The 24434-nt window shown below is 42.3% G+C and carries 24 protein-coding genes; 9 read left to right on the top strand and 15 right to left on the bottom strand.

Features of this window, described 5'->3' with window-relative positions:
- The coding region (locus V7K35_RS13475; RefSeq protein WP_335079704.1) for a WGxxGxxG-CTERM domain-containing protein at positions 1-682 on the top strand (682 nt) is incomplete at its 5' end.
- 135 nt (positions 683-817) lie between these two features.
- On the opposite strand, the gene V7K35_RS13480 is transcribed toward V7K35_RS13475, so the two are convergent.
- From V7K35_RS13480 to V7K35_RS13490, 3 genes are all read right to left on the bottom strand, one after another.
- Positions 818-1270, bottom strand: a complete 453-nt coding sequence (locus V7K35_RS13480; protein WP_335079706.1) for a TrkA C-terminal domain-containing protein — start codon at positions 1268-1270, stop codon at positions 818-820.
- Entirely contained in the window at positions 1246-1452 is a 207-nt protein-coding gene (locus tag V7K35_RS13485) for a hypothetical protein (protein ID WP_335079708.1), read from the bottom strand. The genes V7K35_RS13480 and V7K35_RS13485 overlap by 25 nt, the downstream gene beginning before the upstream one ends.
- A 122-nt stretch (positions 1453-1574) precedes the next feature.
- On the bottom strand, positions 1575-2348 hold the full coding sequence (locus V7K35_RS13490; protein ID WP_335079710.1) for a glucosamine-6-phosphate deaminase: 774 nt from the start codon (positions 2346-2348) through the stop codon (positions 1575-1577).
- Positions 2349-2540: 192 nt separating this feature from the next.
- Between V7K35_RS13490 and V7K35_RS13495 the strand changes: the two genes are divergently transcribed.
- On the top strand, positions 2541-3239 hold the full coding sequence (locus V7K35_RS13495) for an HAD family hydrolase (RefSeq protein ID WP_335079713.1): 699 nt from the start codon (positions 2541-2543) through the stop codon (positions 3237-3239).
- A 379-nt stretch (positions 3240-3618) separates the two neighbouring features.
- On the opposite strand, the gene V7K35_RS13500 is transcribed toward V7K35_RS13495, so the two are convergent.
- Positions 3619-4245 carry a PadR family transcriptional regulator gene (locus V7K35_RS13500; protein ID WP_335079715.1) on the bottom strand — a complete coding sequence of 209 codons (627 nt, stop codon included), beginning with the start codon at positions 4243-4245 and terminating at the stop codon, positions 3619-3621.
- Between the two features lie 169 nt (positions 4246-4414).
- The gene (locus tag V7K35_RS13505) at positions 4415-5317 is read right to left on the bottom strand and encodes an alpha/beta hydrolase (RefSeq protein ID WP_335079717.1); all 903 of its coding nucleotides are present in this window, start codon (positions 5315-5317) and stop codon (positions 4415-4417) included.
- A 191-nt stretch (positions 5318-5508) separates the two neighbouring features.
- On the opposite strand from V7K35_RS13505, the gene V7K35_RS13510 reads away from it, so the two are divergent.
- Positions 5509-5967 (top strand): helix-turn-helix domain-containing protein, encoded by a 459-nt coding sequence (locus tag V7K35_RS13510; RefSeq protein ID WP_335079719.1) that lies wholly within the window; start codon positions 5509-5511, stop codon positions 5965-5967.
- Between the two features lie 75 nt (positions 5968-6042).
- On the opposite strand, the gene gatA is transcribed toward V7K35_RS13510, so the two are convergent.
- Positions 6043-7503 (bottom strand): Asp-tRNA(Asn)/Glu-tRNA(Gln) amidotransferase subunit GatA, encoded by a 1461-nt coding sequence (gene gatA / locus V7K35_RS13515; RefSeq protein ID WP_335079721.1) that lies wholly within the window; start codon positions 7501-7503, stop codon positions 6043-6045.
- 733 nt (positions 7504-8236) lie between these two features.
- Here gatA and V7K35_RS13520 point away from each other — a divergent pair.
- Positions 8237-11176: a glycerol-3-phosphate acyltransferase gene (locus V7K35_RS13520; RefSeq protein WP_335079723.1), complete on the top strand. Its 2940-nt coding sequence runs from the start codon at positions 8237-8239 to the stop codon at positions 11174-11176.
- A 70-nt stretch (positions 11177-11246) separates the two neighbouring features.
- On the opposite strand, the gene V7K35_RS13525 is transcribed toward V7K35_RS13520, so the two are convergent.
- From V7K35_RS13525 to V7K35_RS13535, 3 genes are all read right to left on the bottom strand, one after another.
- Entirely contained in the window at positions 11247-11678 is a 432-nt protein-coding gene (locus V7K35_RS13525; protein WP_335079725.1) for an NUDIX hydrolase, read from the bottom strand.
- A gap of 8 nt (positions 11679-11686) precedes the next feature.
- Positions 11687-12139 (bottom strand): DUF3531 family protein, encoded by a 453-nt coding sequence (locus V7K35_RS13530; RefSeq protein ID WP_334795716.1) that lies wholly within the window; start codon positions 12137-12139, stop codon positions 11687-11689.
- 98 nt (positions 12140-12237) lie between these two features.
- Positions 12238-13170: a Sll0314/Alr1548 family TPR repeat-containing protein gene (locus tag V7K35_RS13535; RefSeq protein ID WP_335079727.1), complete on the bottom strand. Its 933-nt coding sequence runs from the start codon at positions 13168-13170 to the stop codon at positions 12238-12240.
- Positions 13171-13487: 317 nt separating this feature from the next.
- On the opposite strand from V7K35_RS13535, the gene V7K35_RS13540 reads away from it, so the two are divergent.
- Together V7K35_RS13540 and rsmG are read left to right on the top strand one after the other, a co-directional pair.
- Positions 13488-14162 carry an ABC transporter ATP-binding protein gene (locus tag V7K35_RS13540; protein ID WP_334795720.1) on the top strand — a complete coding sequence of 225 codons (675 nt, stop codon included), beginning with the start codon at positions 13488-13490 and terminating at the stop codon, positions 14160-14162.
- 82 nt (positions 14163-14244) lie between these two features.
- Positions 14245-14982, top strand: coding sequence for a 16S rRNA (guanine(527)-N(7))-methyltransferase RsmG (rsmG, locus tag V7K35_RS13545; protein ID WP_335079729.1), 738 nt, complete (start codon positions 14245-14247; stop codon positions 14980-14982).
- A 647-nt stretch (positions 14983-15629) separates the two neighbouring features.
- On the opposite strand, the gene V7K35_RS13550 is transcribed toward rsmG, so the two are convergent.
- The 5 genes from V7K35_RS13550 to V7K35_RS13570 form a co-directional block, all read right to left on the bottom strand.
- The gene (locus V7K35_RS13550; RefSeq protein WP_334795723.1) at positions 15630-16409 is read right to left on the bottom strand and encodes a superoxide dismutase; all 780 of its coding nucleotides are present in this window, start codon (positions 16407-16409) and stop codon (positions 15630-15632) included.
- Between the two features lie 111 nt (positions 16410-16520).
- The gene (locus V7K35_RS13555; protein WP_335079731.1) at positions 16521-17627 is read right to left on the bottom strand and encodes an ABC transporter ATP-binding protein; all 1107 of its coding nucleotides are present in this window, start codon (positions 17625-17627) and stop codon (positions 16521-16523) included.
- A 54-nt stretch (positions 17628-17681) separates the two neighbouring features.
- A complete protein-coding gene (locus V7K35_RS13560) occupies positions 17682-17963 on the bottom strand; it encodes a hypothetical protein (protein WP_335079733.1) in 282 nt (93 codons plus the stop codon).
- Positions 17935-18207, bottom strand: a complete 273-nt coding sequence (locus tag V7K35_RS13565) for a BrnT family toxin (RefSeq protein WP_335079735.1) — start codon at positions 18205-18207, stop codon at positions 17935-17937. Before V7K35_RS13565 ends, V7K35_RS13560 begins: the two co-directional genes overlap by 29 nt.
- Before the next feature lie 37 nt (positions 18208-18244).
- Positions 18245-18973, bottom strand: a complete 729-nt coding sequence (locus tag V7K35_RS13570) for a GUN4 domain-containing protein (RefSeq protein WP_335079737.1) — start codon at positions 18971-18973, stop codon at positions 18245-18247.
- A 274-nt stretch (positions 18974-19247) separates the two neighbouring features.
- Between V7K35_RS13570 and V7K35_RS13575 the strand changes: the two genes are divergently transcribed.
- Positions 19248-20669, top strand: coding sequence for an NADP-dependent isocitrate dehydrogenase (locus V7K35_RS13575; RefSeq protein WP_335079739.1), 1422 nt, complete (start codon positions 19248-19250; stop codon positions 20667-20669).
- 674 nt (positions 20670-21343) lie between these two features.
- On the opposite strand, the gene mtnA is transcribed toward V7K35_RS13575, so the two are convergent.
- Positions 21344-22423, bottom strand: coding sequence for an S-methyl-5-thioribose-1-phosphate isomerase (mtnA, locus tag V7K35_RS13580; protein WP_335079741.1), 1080 nt, complete (start codon positions 22421-22423; stop codon positions 21344-21346).
- A 663-nt stretch (positions 22424-23086) separates the two neighbouring features.
- On the opposite strand from mtnA, the gene V7K35_RS13585 reads away from it, so the two are divergent.
- Entirely contained in the window at positions 23087-23242 is a 156-nt protein-coding gene (locus V7K35_RS13585) for a hypothetical protein (protein WP_335079744.1), read from the top strand.
- Between the two features lie 85 nt (positions 23243-23327).
- Positions 23328-24335, top strand: coding sequence for a DUF2235 domain-containing protein (locus tag V7K35_RS13590; protein ID WP_335079746.1), 1008 nt, complete (start codon positions 23328-23330; stop codon positions 24333-24335).
- Positions 24336-24434: the final 99 nt, after the last annotated feature.

The raw sequence follows: 24434 nt of genomic DNA on the forward strand, positions 1-24434 counted from the left end.
AACAGGTAGTGGTACAGGCACTGGCACTGGAACTACAGGTAGCGGTACAGGTACAACAGGTAGTGGTACAGGCACTGGCACTGGAACTACAGGTAGCGGTACAGGTACAACAGGTAGTGGTACAGGCACTGGCACTGGAACTACAGGTACAGGCACTGGCACTGGAACTACAGGTACAGGCACTGGCACTGGAACTACAGGTACAGGCACTGGCACTGGCACTGGAACTACAGGTACAGGCACTGGCACTACAGGTACAGGCACTGGTACAGGTACAACAGGTAGCAGTACAGGCGCTGGTACAACAGGTAGCGGTACAGCTGCAGGTGTAACAGGTGGTGGCACAAGCACTGGCACAACAGGTAGTGGTACAGGCACTGACACTACAGGCAATGGCACAACAGGTAGTGGTACAGGCACTGACACTACAGGCAGTGGTACAACAGGCACTGACACTACAGGCAGTGGCACAACAGGTAGTGGTACAGGCACTGACACTACAGGTACTAATAGGAATACAGCCATCACGACTTCTCAACCAACTAGCGATCGCGGTTTTGATTGGGGTTGGCTAGGTTTACTTGGTCTAGCCGGTTTATTTGGTTTTCTGCCTCGTAATCGTGATAAAATCCGGGCTTATAGCGATCCTGATGAAGTAACAGGTTCTCCTCGTTCTAAATAGTATTCACCACACTGTAAAAGACGTACAATCGGCGTTTGTGTAAACTTTAAACTTTAGGCTATTACAGCGGTTAGACCACACGCGTAGGGGCACAATATCAATGTATTGTGCCCCTTCAATCACACACTAGTTCGTTCAAGTCGAGCAACTACCTTGCCCGATGAAGATTACATTTGCCAAAACTTGTACTTTTGTTAACTCGCGCACAAGACGTTGAGCTTGATGTTTATAAAGTGATATTGGCAACACTAGAGGCAAATTATTCATCCATTGCATAGCAGTAGTGGAACTACATCCCGTAATCAAGACTATTTCTTCAGCGCCATACATAATAGCATTTGTAGTCAGAGCTTTTTCAATCTGCACGCTCCATTGGCGAGGCAGCATTTCACCCCATTCAATTCGCTGCAAACTACTGCTTGTGGCTAAAACAATCAAGCGATCGCCAGCATAAAGCTTAACATCATACCAGGGCATTAAAGAATAATTGTCTCGCCGATATTTCTGGTAGAGAATCGGCACAACACTGTAGCCATAGGCTATTTCAGATAGAAGCAACCCATTTAGGGTATCGCCAGGACTTCCCAATGTTCGCGCTGCACATCGTCAATGGCGCTGACTTTAACATCGTACTCCTTTAGGACTGCAACACAATGTTGCCCTAAACTTTGGAGTCCGCATACTAAGAAAAGGTCTTGGGGTTTTTTTGGATTGCTGGTAGGAGGGGGATGCACTTTCTGTTGATGGCAGCATTCGATACCTTGGCTCATAGTAAGCGGCTCCAGCCCATTACTACAAACTTTTAATTATTCACGCCCACTTACTTACTCAAGAAGTATAACAACATTGGGGTAAATTTGCTGACTTCTCACCCGCTTCACTTCCTACTCCCTCACGACAGCAAACTAGCAGAATTTACGTCTAAAAATAACGTTGCTTGAGGTTGTTGACGGAGAATAGAAGCCGGACAATCCGTATTTATAGCTCCTTGTAACATCTCTTTTACCACATTCGCTTTACGTTTTTCTGGAGCCAGACAGATAATTTTTTTAGCTGAACAAATTGTCGAGATGGTGACAGTAAAAGCATATTGTGGGACAGTTTCTAGATTCGGAAAGTGACCTGTGCTTACTTGTTGCTGACGGTTCACTATATCCAGTTTCACTAGTTTCACACTGTAAGGATCTTGAAAATTTGCTACTGCTGGATCGTTAAAAGCCAAATGTCCATTTTCGCCAACACCAAGACAGCATAAGTCAATTGGTTGTGCTTGCAGTAGTTTAGTGTAGCGATCGCACTCTGCCACTGGTTGCAATGTATCACCTTCTATATAGTGAAATCTTTTAGGAATAACCAGCTTCTCTACACGTTCTCGCAGATAGCGCCGGAAACTGGCGGAATGGTCAGCAGTAATTCCCAAATATTCATCTAGATGGAACAGAATAATTCGTGACCAATCTACACCACCCAATGCAATTAAAGCATCAAGAAATTTGAGTTGAGAGTTACCTGTTGCTAACAATACAGCAGCTGTATCCTGTTGTGTAAGAACTTGCTGTAAATGCTTTTGCGCGATTTCTGCAACCTCTTGGGCCATTTCGACTTCAGAGTTGTAAATCTGTACTAGTAAATCATCAACGCGAAAAGAGTTTGTAGCGGCTAACATTTGCTTACACAGAAGGTTATCAATTATACGACAACTTTAAAGGCTCTACCTGTGTGCCCTTACATGCTCAATCCACTATAGATTTTAGGATTTAGCAGATTAATTTATGACTTTTTGCGCTGTATAAAGACAAAGAAACAATGTAAACTATTTAAATTAAGTTAACAATTATTTACATTTTACCAAAAAATCATGCTGGCTGCAATTCTATTTGACCTAGACGGCACTATTGTCAACACTGACCCCATACACTACCGAGCTTGGCAGGAAATGCTGTTAAATTACAGCATTGAAATTGACGAAATATTTTATAAATCCCAAATTAGTGGGCGGCTAAATCCAGAAATTGTCAAAGACATTCTGCCACAATTATCAGTAGCAGAAGGGCAAAAATTTGCAGACGAAAAAGAGGCGCTTTTCCGCAAACTCGCCCCGGATCTCAAACCGCTAAGTGGATTTTCTGAACTACTAGCATGGACAGATACACATCAGTTAAAACGTGCATTAGTAACTAATGCCCCTAGATTAAATGCAGAATTTATGCTAGAAGTTTTGGGAATCAAAGAAGCTTTCCATACAATTGTTTTAGCGGATGATTGTATTGCAGGTAAACCCGACCCTGCGCCCTACCAAGTTGCCCTGAGTAAGTTGGGGATTACAGCAGAAGAAGCGATCGCCTTAGAAGATTCTCCCTCTGGAATTTGGGCGGCGGTGAGCGCAGGTATCCGCACTATTGGCATCGCCTCCACCCATGATCCGCAACTATTGCAGGAAGTCGGCGCATTTATGGCAATACCAGATTTTACTGATTTGCAGTTGTGGACATTCCTGAATTCACTCATTGAGCCAAATTTAAGTGCGATCGCTTCATTAGTTAACAAAACCTTATAGCGATCGTTTGTATACAATACACTCTAACCTTACTTACATTCCTCTCTCCTAAAAGGCTACCGTGTATACACAAGTCAAATTACCCCCCTTAATCCCCCCTTAGAAAGGGGGGAAACAAGAATCTAATTCCCTCCCCAATACATCGGGGAGGGTTAGGGTGGGGTAAAACTGACGCGAAAAACCAGGTGAGTAAACTATTTCAGACTTGTGTATACACCGTAGCTCCTAAAAGGAGGAGCCACTGCGTTGGGTGGCTTTGCCGACGAGCCTTGCATGTGGCGTCAAAGGCTTTGAATCTTGCTCCCCTTCCCTTGCAGGGAAGGGGCTGGGGGTTAGGTCTATCTGTATATATTCTGACTCCTCACTCCCAACTCCCAACTTATTTCTCAGCAAGAATCGCGTAAATTTCCCGTTTAACTTGCTCTAAAAGCTCACGCACCCGATTTATTCGTTCCATATTGCCACTGCGAGCAACCTGTACCACAGCAGCAGCTAATTCTGTTGCGGCATTCCGCAACTCAATAAACTCTTGAGGCTTACCTGTCACAAAACTTTTGAAGGTATCCCAAGGAGAGTCTGAAGTTTCTTGTTGGGCACGTTCTGCCAATAATTGTCTACCCTCACCCGTAATCGTGTAAATCCGCTTGCCACCTTCCTGTGCGCTCTTGAGATAACCACCTTCCTCCAGTAATTGGAGTGTTGGATACACTGAGCCAGGACTGAGGCGACGAAAACCACCGTAACGAGTTTCTGCATCTTTGATCAGATCGTAACCATGACTAGGATGCTCAGATAACAATTCCAGCAGCATGAACTTGATGTCACCCCGACGAGTTCGATATTCATCTCCCCAACCACGACCAAACATTTCATTGCCGAAGTGTTTGCCATGATCTCTACCATGATGCTTGCCATGCCCAAACCAAGACCTAACAAGCAATGAATCATCTTCGCTAACTCCTGCCCATGCAGGTGCGTCAAAACGTGACCGAAAGCGTCTAAACATAAATGAATCTCACATCAACTTTCTCTAATATACGATATATCGGAATATATCGCGATATATCGGAATAGAATTTTGATGAAGATTTTTGAAGTAAGCAATTGTACCAACACCACAAGCGATGTCTGTGGTGGGTTGCACCAACGCAAAGCTAGTTGAATCTGATGAATGCTCAGGAATTCAAATAGCTACTAGCTTGCACTTGTTGCACAAAAGACTCTACCGATTGCAAATATTGCGAACCGGCAACTACTGCTGTGTCGTTATGATCTGCTCCTGGAACCAACAATAGTTGCTTTGGTTCGGGAGCAACAGCATACAGTTTTTGGCTCATGAAAGAGGGTACAGTCGAATCACCAGCGCCATGAATGAATAAAACTGGCATTTTTAACTTTGGCAATTTTTTAATGGAATTAAACCGCTGTGTCAAGATTAAATCCACAGGAAACATCCAAAACATGTTTCGATAAGTTATTAAATCGCGGATGGATGTAAAAGAGCTTTCCACGATTAAACCAGCGGCTTGGGGGTGTTTCACTGCTAAGTCGATCGCTATTGCACCCCCTAGAGAATGTCCATAAAGAAAAATTTGGCTGGGTGGAATCTTTTCTTGCTGCACCAAGTAATTCCAAGCTGTGACTGCATCTTCATAAACCCGCTTTTCGTTGGGAAACATACCCTCACTGCGACCATAACCCCGATAATCAATCAGCAATACTGAAAACCCTAGCTGATGAAACCGATTAGTATGAGCTATGTTTGCGCCAATATTGATACCGTTACCGTGTAAGTATAGTAATACCTTAGCATTGGGTTGCTTGGCTTCTATCCACCAACCGTGAATGTGTTCTACCTTGGCTGTTTTAACTGGTATAGGTAACCAAACCTCTTCGTAAGCAAGATTAAAAAACTCTGGTGTCTTTTCAATCACAGCAGAGGGAAAGAAAATGAACCGAGGTTGCCCAATAAAAAGAAATATACAGATGGCACAGTAGGCGATCGCTGCAATTATCCCAGCCCAGAGTAGCAATTGGGAAAATACTTGTATTAAAAATTGTAGTTTATTAACTTTCATGCCCTAATCTTTTAATTATAAAGTACGTATTTTAACAGAAATATTACTTAGCATGAGCAGCTTTAGTATTTTCAACTCTAGGCTCCAACCATTATAAAAAAAATTATCTAATATCAATTATTCAGTAAAAATACGTATGTCAATTTAAGTCTTTATATGAATAGTAGAATTAGCCCATACAGGAGAAGACTGTGACGCTCTTAAACCAAGCTCAAGTAGAGCAGCTAAAGGAAATAACCACACACTTGCGACAAGTAAGACAAGAAAAATCCATCCGCATAGAAGAAATAGCCGCTCAAACACTGATTCGAGCAGGTATTTTGCAGGCTTTAGAAGAAGAACGATTTGAAGAATTGCCTGAGCCTATTTTTGTTCAAGGATTCATCCGTCGCTATGGAGATGCTTTAGGACTGGATGGAAATGCTTTATCACATACTCTTATAAGCAATGTAGTCTGCCAAGACTTCAATAATGATCATAAGGATTCAGACAACAAACTAAATACATACATCCCTCTTGTTGTTACTTACATTATATTATTAGTAGCTGCATCTGCTGGTCTTTTATATACACTTAATCCATCACAAATTACATCTGAATCCATGACTCCAGAAGTCAATGGTCAACAGTCAATGGTCACTAGTCAGTGAACAGTAATCAGGCTGATAAATGACCAAAAAAGCAGGGGAAGCAGGGGGAAAATAACCAATGCCTAATGACAATTTTCAAGATATTTGCGGTTTACGCAGATGCCAAGTAGTGGATTGCTCATAAGCGTAAGCGACCTGAAACAGTTGGTCTTCTCGCAGCACATTGCCAATTAACTGTAATCCTATCGGTAGCCCCTGATCATCAAAACCACATGGCAAACTTAAACTAGGTAAACCAGCAAGATTCACAGGAATAGTCATCAAGTCAGTTAAATACATACTTAAGGGGTCAGTAGTTTTTTCCCCTGCCTTGAATGCTGTAGTGGGAGATGTAGGACAGACTAACACATCAACCATGCCAAAAGCCTTTTCAAAGTCTTGTTTAATCAGAGTGCGGACTTTTTGCGCTTTTATGTAGTAGGCGTCGTAATAGCCAGCCGAAAGGGCATAAGTGCCGATCATAATCCGGCGTTTAACTTCTGTACCAAAACCAGTAGCACGGGTACGAGTATACATCGATAGCAGATTATCTACATCAGGAGCGCGGTAACCATATTTAACGCCATCGTAACGAGCCAGGTTTGCTGAGGCTTCTGATGGGGCAATAATGTAGTATGTGGGTAAGCCATAGCGAAAGCGGGGACAGGAAACTATATGAATCTCTGCTCCCAAACTTTGTAGTTGATCTACTGCTTTGGTAATAGCTTGTTCTACTACAGAGTCCAATCCTTCACCAAAAGTTTCTTTAATGATACCGATTTTTAGCTGACCTCTGGGTTTTAAATCTGGTATAAAGCTGGCGGCGTAGTTGGGAATGGCAACTTTGAGGCTGGTAGAGTCTTTGGGATCATGACCTGCGATCGCACCTAATAATATTGCGGCATCTTCCACTGTGTTTGCAAATGGCCCAATTTGATCCAAAGACGAAGCGTAAGCCACCAAACCATAACGGGAAACCAAACCATAAGTTGGTTTCATGCCCACCACACCGCAAAAAGATGCGGGTTGCCGAATCGAACCGCCAGTATCAGAACCGAGAGCAACCACACATTCTTGCGACGATACCGCAGCAGCGGAACCCCCGGAAGAACCGCCCGGAACCCGTGACAAATCCCAAGGATTAGCCGTGACTTGATAGGCAGAATTTTCTGTAGAACTACCCATCGCAAACTCATCCAAGTTGGTTTTGCCAACCATTACTGCCCCAGCATCTGCCAATTTTTGCGTCACCGTTGATTCGTAAGGCGGCACGAAATTTTCCAAAATCCGGGAGGCGCAGGTGGTAGGAATTCCCTTAGTACATAAATTGTCCTTGATTCCAACCGGAATTCCTGCTAGCAGCCCAATTTCGTCTCCCGCAGCAATTTTGGCATCCACAGCACCCGCCTGCTCTAATGCCCGTTCTGCGGTGACACATAAAAAGCTGTGCAATTTTGGCTCTAAGGCTTGAATGCGCTCTAAAGCTTCTTGGGTAATTTCAACGGCAGAACGTTCTTTTTTAACCAGCTGTTCGTGCAACTCGCGGATGGATGCCATGATTGCTCTCTTTGTGACTCAAGTCCTTGATTTTAGTACATATTGTAATTTAGTTACAAAATCCTTAGCATTTTCAGCCTTCCACTCTGCTTTTCTGCTTCTTGTTGTAATTTAATTACAAAATCCTTAGTATTTTTATCCTTCCCCTCTGCTTTCCTGCTTCTTGTTGTAATTTAATTACAAAATCCTTAATATTTTCAGCTTTGCCCTCTGCTTGTTCCCCATGCTCTATGCCCCATACCCGATCATTGTAAAAATAAGACTAATATCTCTAAAGAAATAAGTAATTATGGTGATGGAAAAATTGTCAAGCTTAAACAAAATAATATTAGGAATTTAACATCATCCGCAAATAGAAGGACTACAATCAAAACGGACAAATATCTCATGCCCCAACAAAAGAGGATTACAAAGCTGTGTCCGACTTAAATCGAGGAATAATGAAATTTGAGGGTGCAGATTCCCCAAAAGTAGTCACTATCTCTACCGTGTTGCTTCTGGGATCGATCGCTGCTCTGATAATCTGGGCGCTGCAAGCTGCCTATGCGCTAAACTAAAACCATTAGTAGTCTAGAAGGACACTTGTCTTAAACGGTTTCCGTCCTAGCCAAGTGTCCGTTAAGTAACTAGTAAATAAAAACGCCCTATTAACCATCAAAAATTTCAGAAAAACTTTAGATTTGAGATTTGAGGTTTTAGATGGAAAATTTAAATCTAAAATCCAAAATCCAGAATGTTTGAACCTTGGGGTATCTTAGTTATTTTAATTGCCTGCCCCCTCTTGGGCGGATTACCCCTGATTGGATGGATCACTTACGCGCTTACGCACAAGCAATTATCACAAGTTGGTACAGGAAACATTAGTGTATCAGCTGCCTTTTATCACGGCGGTAAGTTTGTAGGAATTCTGGCAGTCTTGTCAGAAGCTTTTAAAGGAGTTGCAGCAGTCTTACTCACCCGCGTTTTCTTCCCAGAGGGATCGCATTGGGAATTGATTGCCCTGATCGCTCTGGTAATAGGTAGATACTGGGTAGGTAGAGGCGCAGGTACGACAAATGTAGTTTGGGGATTTGTCGTACATGATCCACTGGTGGCAATATTTGTATCTTTCTTTGCAATCATTAGCTTTACAATTCTGCAATCGAGACGGGTAGTCAAATTTGGGGTTTTGCTTCTGTTTCCTCTGTTTGTGGCACTTTTGCACATTAGCGATATCCCCAGAATGCTTGCTGCTGTCGCCTTAGCTGGTTTAATGGGCTGGATTTATACAAAAATTCCTGATGATCTAAACCTGCCAGCCCAAGAGGCACAAACAGAATCTCTTGCAATGTTGGAATTTTTACGCGGCGATCGCGTGATGATTTCTCTAGATGAAGAGTTGGATGCTGCAATAGTCGGAGAAAAGGCGGCTACATTATCTCAAATTAAGCGCTGGGGCTATCCAGTCCCAAAGGGGTGGATACTCGCCCCGATTGACGATCCTCAACTGTTGACAGAATTTCTCCAGCCATCAGAATTATCTCCCTTGGTGGTGCGTTCTTCTGCGATTGGGGAAGATTCAGAACAGGCTTCCGCTGCTGGGCAGTATGAAACAGTTTTAAATGTTACCAGCCCCCAGGCATTGCAGTCAGCGATCGCTCAAGTTCAAGCTTCTTACAATCAGCCATCTGCTATTCAATATCGGCGCGATCGCGGCTTGAATGACACAGCAATGGCAGTGCTGATTCAACAACAAGTTCAAAGTATATATTCTGGCGTAGCTTTTAGCCGCGATCCCATTACTCAGCAAGGTGATGCGATTATCATTGAAGCCCTTCCAGGAAGCGCGACGCAAGTCGTTTCGGGAAAAGTCACACCTGAACAATATCGCGCTTTTGTCCTTGAGACAGAAAATTCCTCTTCTGTACAATTAGAGGGACAAGGACGAGTCCCACAAGCATTAATCAAGCAAGTTGCATACTTAGCTTACCGACTCGAAAAACGTTATCATGGCACTCCTCAAGATATAGAGTGGAGTTACGACGGTCAAACACTCTGGGTATTGCAATCTCGACCGATCACCACTCTCCTACCCATCTGGACACGTAAAATCGCTGCTGAAGTGATTCCCGGAGTAATTCACCCTTTAACATGGTCAATTAATCGTCCATTAACTTGTGGAGTTTGGGGAGAACTTTTTACTTTAGTTTTAAGCAATAGCTTTTCTTCCAGAGGCTTCGCCAACGCCAACCGCAAAGCCGAACGCGCCTTGGGGTTAGATTTCACCCAAACAGCAACTCTGCATTATTCCAGAGCCTACTTTAATGCATCCCTCTTAGGAGATATTTTTCTCCGCATGGGACTGCCGTCAGAAAGTTTGGAATTTTTAACCAGAGGAGCTAAATTCAGTAAACCGTCTTGGGAGTCAACTTGGGAAAATTTGCCCGGACTAGGGAAGTTGCTAAAGCGGGAATTAAATTTAGAAAAGGACTTCAAGCGGGATTATCAAAAACGGTTTATTCCTGGGTTGTCGCAGTTGGCGCAGGAAGATATAGATAACTTAAAACCATCCAAGCTGCTAATAAGAATTGACTTAATTCTGGAATTGCTGCGCCAAGGGACGTATTACAGTATTTTAGCTCCCTTAAGTGCTGCCCTGCGGCAGGCGATTTTTCGGGTGAAGGATGGGCAAATTGATAACAGCGTTACCCCAGAGGTAGCGGCATTGCGATCGCTGAGTGCAATAGCTACAGATGCCAAGCAGATATTGCTTGAGTTTGAGCCACAGCAAGTATTTGAGCAGTTAAAGCAAACTCCAGAGGGAGAGAAGATCCTGCAAGAATTTGACGAATTGCTTCAGGATTATGGCTATTTAAGTGAAGTGGGAACTGATATTTCCGTTCCCACTTGGCGGGAAAGTCCCCAGATGATTAAGCAGATGTTTGTGCAGTTAATGCAGGGTAACGAACCACAATCAGGCGCTAAAGACGCAATTAATAGCATTTTTGCTAGTAAACGCAAACGCTCTTTTATACAACGGCGTGTAGATATCAAAGGACGAGTTACCGAAGTTTATTCACGGATTTTGGCTGAATTGCGTTGGAGTTTTGTAGCTTTGGAGAAGATTTGGTTAAAGTCAGGCTTACTTAAGAAAACAGGAGATATCTTTTTTCTAGACTTTGATGAAGTGCGACGTCTAGTTGTGGATGAAGATTCCAGGTTAATTGAGCAGTTGGATGAATTAGTGGAATTGAGGCGATCGCAATTCGTCCAAGATAGCGAGATCATTCAAGTACCCCTTTTAGTCTATGGCAATACACCTCCTCACCCCTTAGCTCCCTCTGCACTCTACTCTGACCAAATCTTACAAGGTATTGGAGCTAGTCAAGGCCAAGCTGAAGGTAGGGTGAAGGTGTTGCGAAATTTACAAGACGTGCCGGAGATTGACCGAGATACGATTCTGGTAGTGCCTTACACAGATTCCGGCTGGGCACCTTTTTTATTAAGGGCTGGAGGATTAATTGCCGAAGTTGGGGGACGACTTTCTCACGGTGCGATCGTTGCTCGTGAATATGGGATTCCCGCTGTGATGGATGTTCGAGGTGCTACATGGCTCCTGCAAGATGGTCAACGGGTAAGGATTGATGGGTCTACGGGTATTGTAGAATTATCTAACGATTTGAGACCCAATTGACACTCTCATAAGACTTACGCAAAAATCGCCAAAAAGCTTAATTTATCGAATATGGAAATTTCCAGATGATTTATAAATATTCAAAAAATACCTCAGGTACTAATTTGAATTCCCCAGATTTCAAGCGAGAGATATCTATCCATAACGCCCTATGTTTATGATTTATTGATTCTGAGAAAACTAAACTTTCCAGTTGATAGAATTTTGAATCAGCAAAGTCACATTGATAAAGCTGAATAATTTCATGACCTTGCCTACCATTAAATGTAAACAGGTTCTCTATACAACCTAAATAATTAATATTCGTTAAGTCTGCTTGAATTTCTTCTTTAAACTCCCGTTGTAGCGCGTCGCGGCTGGTTTCGGCAAATTCAACCCCACCGCCCAAAGCCCGATAAAATGTTTCTTGCTTTACGGGATCGTAGCCTTCAGAAAGAAATATGCGTTCGCCATCCCGAATTAGCCCCAAAGCTATTACCCGAATTTCGCCTGCTTTATTCATTTTTGTCACTAATTATCGTAAATAGACTGAGGACGACTTTCGCTATCCTCAACCGGCCAATCTGAATTTTCGCCACCAATGTATAATTCTTCAAGGGTGACATATTCCTCACTTAGCTGTGTGAGGGCGTTGATTAAGATATCCAGAGCGATCGCATCACTGGTTCCTAAATCAAACCAACAACGTCCCCATTGACCCTGATATTCAAACTCACCGATGTTGTGCATCAGTGCGAGCAGGCTTTTTTCATACCCTTGTTCATCATAATTCATGTAGCTAATATCAAGTCCAGTGTCCTGCACCTGGAGATTCTCGGCATTAAATGCACCCAATTTACCTAGATAAAACCAGGAGTTAAAAACTTCTTCTACATATTGCTTTTCCCGCCCAGAAGGATTTGTGCTGAATTTCAGCCAAATCCACATATCAAAAGGATTAATTTCGCGGAACTGAATCTCCATTTTGGTCTAATATCTCAACTACTCTTCTGGAAATAAGCATATCAAAGTAAACAATAGGGAATAGAGGAAAAATTTTCTCCTTTGCACCCAATGCCCAATTACCCAGGATTATTCAGGCTAACAGTCCTACTGCGTTCACGCTCAATTTGTTTGACTAAATCGCTTGGGAGTTGAGATTTTTTAGTCAATGCTTTGTCAAAATTAGCGATCGCTTCCTGGATCATCTGCTGGCTTTTTTCTTTTTGCCCCAGTTGTTTCAAGATTTGGGCTTTGAGATAATAAATTTCTGGATTATCGGATGTAGTTTTGATCGCCCGGTTGACATACTCTAAGGCTTGGGGATACCGTTTTAAATCTCGGTAAGCAAGAGCAATACCCCGATCCACGAGATACTGAGGAGCTGCATTTTGTTCTAACCGTCCAATTGCCTGATCTGGGCTAGCAAAAGGTAAATTAACCGCCAACAGTAAATCCATATAACCCTTGATTAAACTCAGTTCTGGATCATTGGCAGAAATTGCTTCAGCTTTGTCTAAATATTCATAAACTTGCCGTAACCGACTAAAGGCTTGCGGCACACCGTTGACTGTACCCTCACGGGTGATAACTACTGCACCCTCTAAAAAATAACCAACAGCAGTATATAAATTACCACGCAATGGATCGCTAGCAATGAGTTTTTGTCCGGTTTCTAAAGTTTTCTGACTGTAAGTGTTTAGTTTAGCCCAATCCTTATTTCCGTATGCTAAAGATGCATTCATCGCATAAGCTAGAGGTTCATTTGGCTCTTTTGATAGTGCTTGTTGCAGATAACGCTCTGCTGCTGGATAGTTGCCCTGTTGGAAAATCGCTTTAAAAGCTGCTTCTGTTTGATCGCCAATTTGATGAGGTTCGCGATTGCGAAATGGATCGCCAGCCACGGAGGGATTTACCCAGAGATTAAGTGCGAACGCAGCGCCAAAAGCAGTCTGAGCAAAGGTAGTGAGTCTAGCAAACACTACTAATCGAGGCGAAGAAAACCTTTTAGTCATTTTAACCCTCAGAAGAATTGCGGTTGAAATAGTTGTATGTGTTACTTAGAATGCAAAAAATGGTCAGTTTTAACTTGCCTCTGCTTCAACCAAAATTTTTTTATATAAAGGTTGACTTTGGTAATTTTTCCATGTTCCCAGGCTTGTTGTAGCCATTGTTTAAGGGTGAGTCTGCCACAATGGAGAAAAAGTGGATTATTCTTGCTGCTAAATTAAGGTGTTAATCCGGGTAATGCGCTAGAAGTTTTTCCAGAATTTTCCAGATGCTCTCAGTGTAGCTAATCAGTAATTTGCTGACTTTTTGGTAATTTTAACAAATGCTCTATCTCCGAAATCTAATTTATCACCCGACAGCGTGCCCAACAGCGATTCTCAAATCGATCAACTTGGAATTAGCACCCCAGCAGTTAGGTCTGATTATTGGCCCGAGTGGTTCGGGAAAAAGTACCTTACTAGAAATTTTGTCGGGACTAGCCGAACCTACTACTGGCGCACTCTTCTGGCGGGAACAAGAACTTATAGCCGAACAGCTACAACAATTGGCTGGGTTGGTATTTCAGTTTCCAGAGCGGCACTTTTGCGGTGGTTCAATTTTAGAAGAATTGCGTTTAGGACATCCTGAGTTAGGGTCAGAACGAGTTAGACAGGCGCTGAGTGAGGTGGGATTAGAGCATTTATCGCTTTCCGCTGCCCCTCATGCCTTAAGCGGTGGTCAGCAACGGCGTTTAGCTTTGGCAGTCCAATTGATTCGCCAGCCAAATTTACTGTTATTGGATGAACCCACAGCTGGGTTAGATTGGTCAATGCGTCGGCAACTAGTAAATTTATTGGCGAAACTGAAACAAGATTGGACACTGTTAGTAGTGACACACGATGCTGGGGATTTGTTAGCGATCGCAGATCGTTGCTGGACACTCAACCACGGTGAACTACAATCAGTAGACCCAAAGACACTGGAAGGCAAAGTAAAAGAACCCCTACCAGCAGGATAAAAGAAAAGCAGGGAAAATGATACAAATAAGGGAGATCATGGAGATGGGTAGATAAGTAGATAAAGAAAATAATTCCTAACTAATGACTTACTTATTGCCTGAGATGGCAGAAATCTGGCAGCAAACTCTCAATTGGCAACCAACAGCCCAACAGCAAGCCCAATTCCAAAGGCTTTATGAGTTAATCCTAGAAGGTAACCGCCAACTAAATTTAACTCGAATCACTGACCCCCAAGAGTTTTGGGAAAAACATGTGTGGGATTCTCTGCGAGGAATTGCGCCACAGGGGCAATTTATCCCGTCTCTTCAAGAAGGTGCGTTTGTAATTGATATTGGCACGGGTGCGGGTTTTCCAGGTATTCCAGTGATAATTACTGCGCCTAATTGCCAAATTACTCTAATGGATTCAACCCAGAAAAAAATTACTTTCATCGAAAAAATATTAACTGAACTTGCCCTGACCAATGCCAAAACTCTCGTTGGTAGGACTGAAGAAATCGGTCAGCAACCCCAGCACCGACAAGCTTACGATATTGCCCTAATCCGCGCTGTTGGTACAGCTTCTGTTTGTGCAGAATATGCCTTACCATTACTCAAACAAAGTGGTTTAGCCGTAATTTATCGTGGTAATTGGACAGAGGAAGAAACCACAGTTTTGCAAAATGCTGTTAACCAGCTAGGTGGGGTGATTGAATTAATTGAAAAATTTACCACTCCTCTAAGTGATAGCATCCGTCATTGCCTTTATGTGCGTAAGGTAGCAAACACACCAGCTAATTTTCCCCGTGCTGTAGGTGTACCTTCTCAAAAACCGCTTTGAGTGGGCACTGCGATAAAAAGGGCGTTGCTGAGTGAAAGGATGAATTAGCCACACAAAATAGACCTCTTGCATAAGTCGAATAGACCCCCCTTAATCCCCCCGATATATTGGGGGGAAACTTTAAATCTTGCCCCCTCCCCTTATGAAGGGGAGCCACTGCGTTGGGCGGCTCTGCCGACTTGAAGCAAGTGGCGTGAGGGTTGGGGAGGGGTGATTCAAGGATTTTTGCAAGAGGTCTAATGATTCCTCCCCGCAAGGGGGAAATGAGCAAATATCAAACTTTGTCAGAGCAGGGTTAGTAAAGATATTGTTTGGAGGAAATTAACCAGACAAAATATTAACCCTAATTTCTAAGAATATACTAAGTGCCATTACTCGATCGCCATACTGCGAAGTCACTCCCAATAGAGAAATTATAATCGCCGGAAACGGGAATATCGCCACGTGTTCCCCATTGTCTATAAAAAAATAACTGCAAGGGTTGAACGAAGCTATTTTTTAATCTCAGCCAGAAACGCAGAGGAGGACACTTACGTGGTGAGGAAAGTTTTCACGCCACATTTGGTATCACATCAAAAAACTGGCAACATAATGTTATTTCTGTTGCCAATTTTTAAGTGTTTATAAATCTAAATTATCGTCTCGCCTCAAGCAAATTTACTTGCTGCTGCGAACCGATTGTTAATCTCATCCCAATTAACCACATTCCACCAAGCATCTAAATAATCGGCGCGGCGATTCTGGTAATTGAGATAATATGCGTGTTCCCATACGTCATTACCCAGGATGGGATATTTACCTTCACTTAAGGGACTATCTTGATTAGCTGTAGTTGTCACTTCCAACTTGCCAGCTTTGTTACGTACTAGCCAAACCCAACCACTACCAAAACGACCAGCACCAGCTTCGTTAAATTGTTTTTTGAAAGCTGCAAAAGAGCCAAAATTTTGCTTAATAGCAGAGGCTATATTTCCCGTTGGTTCTCCTCCACCTTTTGGCTTCATAATTTTCCAGAACATTGAGTGGTTTAGATGACCACCGCCATTATTGCGTACTGTTTTGCGAATATCTTGTGGTACTTTGTCAAGTTTCTGCAACAGTTCTTCAACACTTTTACCTTTAAGTTCTGGATGTTTGGCTAACGCTGCATTCAGATTTTTCACATAAGTTGCGTGGTGTTTATCGTGGTGAAACTGCATCGTTTTGGCATCGATGTGTGGTTCCAGTGCTTCGTAAGCGTAAGGTAAAGGCGGTACTTGGATAGCCCCTGTTGTATTTAGTGTTACATTTGGTGTTGTATTTGGTGTTGTCTTTGATATTGCAGTGTTTCCTTCAGAAGATTTCTCTGCCAATGCACAAGCATCTAATGCAAAAGCACCTGCACCTGCTGTGACTAAAAACAAGAAATGGCGTCGATTAATAGTCATATAAGTTTTTGCAGCTAATCGATTAAGTCTGTATTGCAGTTTTTATTTTCTTAGATTTTGGCTACAAAAAATTGGGAATTGGTGATTATTTTTGGCAGCTTAAAAAACTATTTATAATATTCTGTCCCCAGTTTTGGGATCAAATACAAACAATTGATTTAAATCGAGTTGTAGAGAAAGGCGATCGCCTGGACGCGGACGCACATCCCCACCCACCTGAATATTCAACACCACCGCCGAACCAGGTAAACCAGCACGAATCAAAGTTTCCCTTCCCAAAGGTTCCACCACTTTAACTTCTACAATCAGCTGACTCTCATTTCCTTCTTGGCGTTCTTGGCGACTTGGCGGTTCGCTAATAAAAATATGCTCTGGACGAATCCCCAAATTATAACTGTGTCCCTCACGCAAATGTAATTTTTCTTTCACATCTGCTGGAATCGTTAATACTTGTCCACTCACATCAAAACCGTTATTTTGGTAGATTGCAGGTAAAATATTCATTGGCGGACTGCCTAAAAAACTTGCCACCATCTGATTAGCAGGATTTGCATAAATAGTTTGGGGATCGCCGATTTGTTGAATCCGCCCTCGATTTAGGACGACAATTTTATCAGCCAAAGTCATCGCTTCAACTTGATCATGGGTGACGTAGATTGTTGTAATGCCTAATTCTTGATGTAACTGTTTCAATTCTGCCCTTGTATCATCGCGCAATTGGGCATCTAAATTAGATAAAGGTTCATCAAGTAAAAACACTTGTGGTTCACGAGCGATCGCTCTCCCTAATGCTACCCGTTGTTGCTGTCCCCCAGAAAGTTGTTTGGGTTTACGATCCAGCAGGTGATCAAGAGAAAGCGATCGCGCCACATTCATCACCCGTTCTTGAATGATTTTCCGGTCAACCTTCCGCATCTGCAAGCCAAAGCCGATGTTTTGCGCCACACTCATGTGAGGATAGAGAGCGTAGTTTTGGAATACCATCGCCACATCCCGTTGTCTGGCTGGGATATTATTCACCAAGCGATCGCCAATAAAGAGTTTGCCAGATGTGGCAGTTTCTAAACCAGCGATCGTTCGCAAAATTGTAGACTTACCACAACCCGATGGCCCGACTAAAACCCAAAATTCGCCATCAGGAATTTCAAAGGTAATATCCTCGATAGCAGTGACGTTATTAAATCTACGTTTAATTTCTTCTAGACGAACATTTGCCATTATCCAATTTGATATTTTCAGTTTGGGATCTGCTAAGTAACCTCTAACTCAGCACTAGGGGCTTTTATCCGTCCCCTCCAAGGAACTGTGAGGCTGCTTTATAAGTGCAGAAACTTGGTTGTCTTGCACAACTCTAATCAGAAATCTTAAAGCCTCATTGACGGCATCAGCATCGGGAAAAACCTGTGCAACATCAGGTTCTAAACGAATTGTTGTCTTACCAAAGCTCTTTCGTTCAGGGCCGAACTTTCTCACCCTTAGACTTTTTAAGTCATACTCTGATCGCAGATCGTCTTCCATTTCTGGCTTACCCTTCTTTATATGCTTCTCGTTCAAATCGCGTTACTTCTCTTGCACTAATGAGACGAATCAAATTTCCTCTCTCTGTATACGACATGATTAGTAAGCGTCCCCGACTTGATTCTCCAATAATAAGGTAACGCTCCTCATCATCAGAGTGGTCTGGGTCGTAGAAGTCAACATAAAGCGGATCGTCGAAAACAGTTTTGGCTTCTTCAAACGAAACCTGATGTTTTAAAAGATTTATTGCCGCTTTATTTTCATCCCACTCAAACTTCATGGAATTATTAAGTTACCCTTTGTACATAGGCTCAAAATTATTTTTCTGGATTCTTCGACCAAGCTGGGTGAGAAAGTAAAGAGGCAAAGACTCGTACCCCCCGTAGTTGATTAGAAAGGGGTAAGTGACCTCTAGGCGCACTCAAATTCCAGGTAAAGCTGTTGGGGTATCGTGTCCAGTTGTTACCTTCTTTCCAGCCGATTTTAGGCCAGAAATTCTCCCAATTTTTACCTAAACTCAACCAGATTTCTCGCTGCACTGAAAAGCCAAATTTACCTTCGGAGTGGACTAACCAGAGGTTGTTAATAGTTTGCAAGTCAATAGCCGGGGAATTTTCTACCTCACTAAAATACAACCATTTTCGTTGTACAGCCGTTGGCCCTGATAGTTCACACATTTTCTCTATAGTCACGCGATCAGCAGCTTGGAAGTCTTGAACTGCCAGTTGTTGTTGCAAAGAATTATAATTAATGCCGCACTCTGATTTTAGAGGTACAATTCCCTCAGGAAAACAGGAGCGCAAAAATTCTTTAACTTGAGGTGCATCAGAGTTATAAAGGACTTGGTAAGCCTTGCCATCAACCCAAGTCGCTGGGTTCTCACGTCGTTTCAGTAAAAATTCCATCAACACGTCTAATCCCTCATTACCCAACTCAGCTAACTGTGGGATTATCTGTTGTTGGACTTTTTCAGACCCAGTGATTAATGGTCGTCGCAGGGAATCGATGTCATTAGCAGGGCCTGATAAAATCATTGGGTCTGTCATGCCATTCTCGTTTTAGCGGTCAGTGAAAGAGTGGTAAGCTATTAGGCTTCTTTAAGGCGAAGTACTGATAGCGAAAAGTAGTTTACTATTTTTGATCGTACAAAATTGCGATCGCTTCACTGAAATTCCACACTTAATCCCCAAATAATGTACAAGGGGAATAGGGGGAAAATCTGCGCCTTATGGCTTGGTAAACAAAAGACACAGCAAAATATACAAGCCTGCCACATAGGGTTTTTTAACTAGCAGCGTATCGATTAGGAGTGTGTGAACTATGTACGACAAGATTACCCCCCCCGCAACCGGAGCAAAAATCACCTTCAAAAATGGTGAACCGATCGTACCTGACAATCCAATTATCCCTTTTATTCGGGGCGATGGTACAGGTATAGATATCTGGCCTGCTACCCAAAAAGTGCTAGATGCTGCGGTAGCCAAAGCATATAAGGATCAGCGTCAAATTAGTTGGTTCAAGGTTTACGCTGGGGATGAAGCCTGCGATTTATACGGCACATATCAGTATTTACCTCAAGACACTCTAACAGCAATTGAAGAATATGGTGTAGCTATTAAAGGGCCTTTGACTACTCCCATTGGGGGGGGAATTCGTTCTTTAAATGTAGCGTTGCGGCAAATTTTTGACTTGTATGCCTGTGTGCGTCCTTGCCGTTACTATGCAGGTACGCCCTCACCCCACAAAAATCCCGAAAAACTGGATGTAATTGTTTATCGGGAGAATACGGAAGATATTTATTTAGGCATTGAGTGGCGACAAGGTAGCGAAATCGGCGATCGCTTAATTAAAATTATCAACGAAGAACTGATCCCCGCCACTCCAGAACATGGGAAAAAACGAATTCCTCTTGATTCTGGTATTGGCATCAAACCCATCAGCAAAACTGGTTCCCAGCGTTTAGTCAGACGTGCCATTAAACACGCCTTGCTATTGCCCAAACACAAGCAACAAGTGACTTTGGTGCATAAAGGCAACATTATGAAGTACACCGAAGGGGCTTTCCGCGATTGGGGTTATGAATTAGCAACCAGTGAATTTCGCCAAGAGACTGTCACTGAACAAGAATCTTGGATTTTGAGTAACAAGGAAAATAACCTCAATATTTCCTTGGAAGAAAACGCCCGCCAAATTGAGCCTGGGTTTGATGCTCTCACTCCAGATAAGAAAGCGCAAGTTGTCAAGGAAGTTGAAACTGTTCTTAACACAATTTGGGCAACCCACGGCGAGGGCAAATGGAAAGATAAAGTTTTGGTGAATGACCGGATTGCTGACAGCATTTTTCAACAAATCCAAACTAGACCGGATGAGTATTCGATTTTGGCGACAATGAACTTAAACGGCGATTACTTGTCTGATGCCGCCGCCGCCATTGTTGGGGGATTGGGAATGGGGCCAGGGGCAAATATTGGTGATGCTAGTGCCATATTTGAAGCCACCCACGGCACCGCACCCAAACACGCAGGCTTAGATCGGATTAATCCTGGTTCAGTGATTTTGTCTGGTGTAATGATGCTGGAATTTATGGGTTGGCAAGAAGCCGCAGACCTAGTTAAGAAAGGTTTAAGCGATGCGATCGCGAGTAGTGAAGTCACTTACGATTTAGCTCGGTTACTAGAACCGCCAGTTGAACCATTAAAATGTTCTGAATTTGCCGACGCAATTATTCAGCATTTTGGTTGATTCTATTAGGATTAAGTTGAATTACCCCACCCTAACCCTCCCCTTATAAAGGGGAGGGAACTGGATTTATTTCTTATTTCCCCCCTTGTAAAGGGGGGATTAAGGGGGGTAATTTGACTTGTGTATACAACCCTAGCTTTTTTAAGGGGGTTAGGGGGGATCAACAAATTATTTAATACTTCTCAGACATCTTCTGATAAATCAACGATTTTAAAAAGCGAAATGGCATTTTACTTGCGGAAAACACCAAAATCAGAAAGTCAAAGCTTCTTTTGAGAAAGCAAAAGCTTCTTTTACTTGCGGAAAACACCAAAATCAGAAAGCAAAAGCTTCTTTTGAGTAAGTCAAAGCTTCTTTTACTTGTGGAAAACACCAAAATCACAAAGTCAAAGCTTCTTTTACTTGTGGAAAACACCAAAATCACAAAGTCAAAGCTTCTTTTGAGTAAGTAATTGCGGATTTTGCTTATTGAATTTAGTCAAAACATGAAGTTTAAATAAAATTTTTTAAAAAATTACTGATAAATTTTGAGCCGTCAGATTTTAATTGAATAAGTAGTAAAAAAATAAAGTCCCCGGCTTTTTAGAAAAGTCGGGGATTTTTTTGGGGCAATCCCCTATAAAGTTTCCGTTATTCAGATTTAGAGTTATCGAGAACTCGGCGCAAGTTCTCCATTAATTCGGATTTAACCCAATTGGTAATTGCTTTACCTGTGATTTTGCTAATTGATGAGGTGCGATCGCTCCATTTTCTGTAATGATGGCTGTAATCAACTCAGCTGGAGTCACATCAAAAGCTGGGTTGTAAAAATCTACACCCGCAGCAGTGAGAATGGTATCGCCAACTTGATAGATTTCTGTTGGTTCGCGTTCTTCAATGGGAATTTTGCTACCATCGGCTAATTCAAAATCAACGGTAGAAAGGGGTGCAGCTACAAAGAAGGGGATATTATGGGCAATAGCAGCGATCGCTACACTATATGTACCAATTTTATTAGCAGTGTCGCCATTAGCAGCAATGCGATCGGCACCCACAACTACAGCATGAATCAAACCTTGTTTCATGCAATGGGCTGCCATATTATCAGTAATTAATGTAACTGGAATCCCTTCTTGCACACATTCCCAAGTGGTGAGTTTTGCGCCTTGCAAACGGGGACGGGTTTCGTCGGCAAATAAACGTTCTAAACGTCCTTCCCTCCAAGCGGAACGCACAACACCCAAAGCAGTGCCATAACCAGCAGTAGCTAATGCTCCAGCGTTGCAGTGAGTAAGTAACCTTAGTTTTTCTGGGGTAGAGGGTAAAACTGCCAAACCATTGTCACCGATCACTTGACAGGTTTGCAAATCTTCAGCGTTAATTGCTAGGGCTGTTTGCAAAAGGGTTTGCTTGATCTCTTCTACCGTTCCCAGCGTTTCATAGGCGGCTTTCAGCATCCGGCTGATTGCCCAAAATAAATTTACTGCCGTTGGACGAGTAGAACGCAACAACTGGGCTACTTTATCTAAGTGTTGCAGAAATTCGTGGCGATCGCTTGTTTCAATTTCCCTTGCACCAAGATACATTCCGTATGCCGCAGCCACACCAATTGCAGGCGCACCTCGGACAATCATGGTTTTAATCGCCCGCGCCATATCTTCACTGCGGTGAATTTCCACAAATGTATATTCGTTGGGTAAGCGCGTTTGATCAATTAGTGACACTGAGTCATTGTGCCAAATAACGGGATAAACCTGATTTGTGGAAGGTGTCATAGCAATAGGTTGTTAGTAGATAAGCAACATTTTTTACTTTAATGCATACTGATAATTTTATTTTAAAAACCAAATTTAATTAATTAGAGTATTTCTACTTAATTATTCTTGTTATAGCAATTATCGTTTACGTGAGGTACACCCGTAGGGGCACGGCATTGCCGTGCCCCTACACCTCGTGATGTAACGTTGTACTGCATCTGAATGGGAACCGCTATAAGTAATTTATTTAACTAATAATATACGTATGATATATAGTCATGACTTACGCAGCAATGGTTAGTCATTGCTGCGTAAGTCAGTGTAGGGAAGCAATCTCGTCAATACTGGGGTTGCTTCGCTCCGCTCGCAATGACGAAAATACGTTGCTTTTGCGTAAGTCCTAATAGTAAAAAGATTAAAGAGAAATTCCTTAACTAAAAATTTTACTTACCTTGAAAGGGCTATTTATGACATTTTTTTATTGACAAAAACAAAAACATATGTGTTTATCTTTAGAAATTTTAATTAAAGGTTAAATATATGACATTTATGTTCTTGTTTTTAAAACACTAAAATAAGTAAAATCTTATCTTAAACTAGGTTTTAATTTTTTGATGATATTGAAAATTATTATCTTTTTCAAGTGTAAAATTCTTTAGTTTCAACCAAAATAAAAAAAGCATGACTAAGCAGGCAAGCTTTATATTTACTGGTGATTTAGTTATCGTTATTGATACTAGTCCTTGGATGAAGGATGAAGCCCAGGCTTTGAGCGATGCTGCTGCTAGTGCGATCGCCTTAATTTATCTTAACTTAACGCTGCGATCGCTGTCATAAAATTTTATTTTACTTAGTTAGTAAAAAGTGTTATAAAACCAAAAACATCGTTTATTTAATGACTCAAAGCCTTTGAAATAGAACTATGAAACGTCTTGTTATGTGCTGTGATGGAACCTGGCAACAATTAATAAGTCCTTACCCAAGCAATGTGGTTAAGTTAGCTCAATCCGTGAAACCGATTGCCAGTGACGGGGTTACACAAATCATATTTTATGACGCGGGCATTGGAACCGAGAGTCAAAAGATTTTAGGAGGAGCTACCGGACTAGGAATCGATAAAAATATAGAAGATTGCTACCGATTTCTTAGTCTCAATTATGTTACTGGTGATGAAATCTATCTGTTCGGCTTCAGTCGCGGTGCTTACACAGTTAGAAGTCTAGCAGGGATGATCTATTGTTCCGGTCTTCTAGATCGCCCCCATGTCACCAAAGCACATGAAGCTTACGACCTTTACCGTGACCGAGGTATTAAACCCAAGGATAAGACAGCAGTCGAATACCGTAAAGACTACGGGGAGCGCGTTCCTATCACCTTGATCGGTTGTTTTGACACCGTTGGTGCCCTTGGCATTCCTGGGATGCCCGCATTCAGCAAGTTGAACGAGCAGCTAAATAAGCGGTACAGATTCCATGATACTACTTTAAACAAATGTATTGAGAATGCATTGCACGCTGTGGCGATCGACGAAATCCGCGAAGTCTTTGATGTAACTCCGATGAAAAAGCATCCTGAGGCTGAAAACCAGCGGGTAATTCAAAAGTGGTTTCCTGGTGGGCATGGTTGCGTTGGCGGTGGAACCGAAGAATACAGCGGGTTATCAGATGCTGCCTTACAGTGGATGATTGATTCCGTCGGTGTCCTGGGATTGGGGCTTGACTTAGATCCAAGTGTGATTCCGACAGGCATTAACCCCAATTATGAATGTGACTTTAAGAACGATGTTGGATTCTTTAAATTGGCTGGAATCAAGTTTCGTGAGGTGGGGGATGTCATTGAAGATATTCATGAAAGCACGATCAATCGGTTGAAAAGTCGCAAGGACTATCGACCCAAGAATCTACAAAAGATTATCGATAAACTGAATTAATTTTTTAAATAATGTTGTTTCAAGAAGTGCCTACTGCCTTAGCCCTACTACTGATGTTTTTGTCTTGCCAAAACCATCAGCAGTAATTAGCGTTCTTTT

This window comes from Nostoc sp. (assembly GCF_036917275.1).
Classification (GTDB): Bacteria; Cyanobacteriota; Cyanobacteriia; order Cyanobacteriales; family Nostocaceae; genus Nostoc.

What these genes read in the sequence shown, in the direction of transcription:
- mtnA (WP_335079741.1), bottom strand. Translation starts at nt 22,423, where the DNA reads ATGACACCTTCCACAAATCAGGTTTATCCCGTTATTTGGCACAATGAC.
- V7K35_RS13500 (WP_335079715.1), bottom strand. Translation starts at nt 4,245, where the DNA reads ATGTTTAGACGCTTTCGGTCACGTTTTGACGCACCTGCATGGGCAGGA.
- V7K35_RS13490 (WP_335079710.1), bottom strand. Translation starts at nt 2,348, where the DNA reads ATGTTAGCCGCTACAAACTCTTTTCGCGTTGATGATTTACTAGTACAG.
- V7K35_RS13520 (WP_335079723.1), top strand. Translation starts at nt 8,237, where the DNA reads ATGTTTGAACCTTGGGGTATCTTAGTTATTTTAATTGCCTGCCCCCTC.
- V7K35_RS13530 (WP_334795716.1), bottom strand. Translation starts at nt 12,139, where the DNA reads ATGGAGATTCAGTTCCGCGAAATTAATCCTTTTGATATGTGGATTTGG.
- V7K35_RS13550 (WP_334795723.1), bottom strand. Translation starts at nt 16,409, where the DNA reads ATGACTATTAATCGACGCCATTTCTTGTTTTTAGTCACAGCAGGTGCA.
- V7K35_RS13565 (WP_335079735.1), bottom strand. Translation starts at nt 18,207, where the DNA reads ATGAAGTTTGAGTGGGATGAAAATAAAGCGGCAATAAATCTTTTAAAA.
- V7K35_RS13555 (WP_335079731.1), bottom strand. Translation starts at nt 17,627, where the DNA reads ATGGCAAATGTTCGTCTAGAAGAAATTAAACGTAGATTTAATAACGTC.
- V7K35_RS13575 (WP_335079739.1), top strand. Translation starts at nt 19,248, where the DNA reads ATGTACGACAAGATTACCCCCCCCGCAACCGGAGCAAAAATCACCTTC.
- V7K35_RS13570 (WP_335079737.1), bottom strand. Translation starts at nt 18,973, where the DNA reads ATGACAGACCCAATGATTTTATCAGGCCCTGCTAATGACATCGATTCC.
- rsmG (WP_335079729.1), top strand. Translation starts at nt 14,245, where the DNA reads ATGACTTACTTATTGCCTGAGATGGCAGAAATCTGGCAGCAAACTCTC.
- gatA (WP_335079721.1), bottom strand. Translation starts at nt 7,503, where the DNA reads ATGGCATCCATCCGCGAGTTGCACGAACAGCTGGTTAAAAAAGAACGT.
- V7K35_RS13535 (WP_335079727.1), bottom strand. Translation starts at nt 13,170, where the DNA reads ATGACTAAAAGGTTTTCTTCGCCTCGATTAGTAGTGTTTGCTAGACTC.
- V7K35_RS13585 (WP_335079744.1), top strand. Translation starts at nt 23,087, where the DNA reads ATGACTAAGCAGGCAAGCTTTATATTTACTGGTGATTTAGTTATCGTT.
- V7K35_RS13590 (WP_335079746.1), top strand. Translation starts at nt 23,328, where the DNA reads ATGAAACGTCTTGTTATGTGCTGTGATGGAACCTGGCAACAATTAATA.
- V7K35_RS13485 (WP_335079708.1), bottom strand. Translation starts at nt 1,452, where the DNA reads ATGAGCCAAGGTATCGAATGCTGCCATCAACAGAAAGTGCATCCCCCT.
- V7K35_RS13495 (WP_335079713.1), top strand. Translation starts at nt 2,541, where the DNA reads ATGCTGGCTGCAATTCTATTTGACCTAGACGGCACTATTGTCAACACT.
- V7K35_RS13540 (WP_334795720.1), top strand. Translation starts at nt 13,488, where the DNA reads ATGCTCTATCTCCGAAATCTAATTTATCACCCGACAGCGTGCCCAACA.
- V7K35_RS13525 (WP_335079725.1), bottom strand. Translation starts at nt 11,678, where the DNA reads ATGAATAAAGCAGGCGAAATTCGGGTAATAGCTTTGGGGCTAATTCGG.
- V7K35_RS13505 (WP_335079717.1), bottom strand. Translation starts at nt 5,317, where the DNA reads ATGAAAGTTAATAAACTACAATTTTTAATACAAGTATTTTCCCAATTG.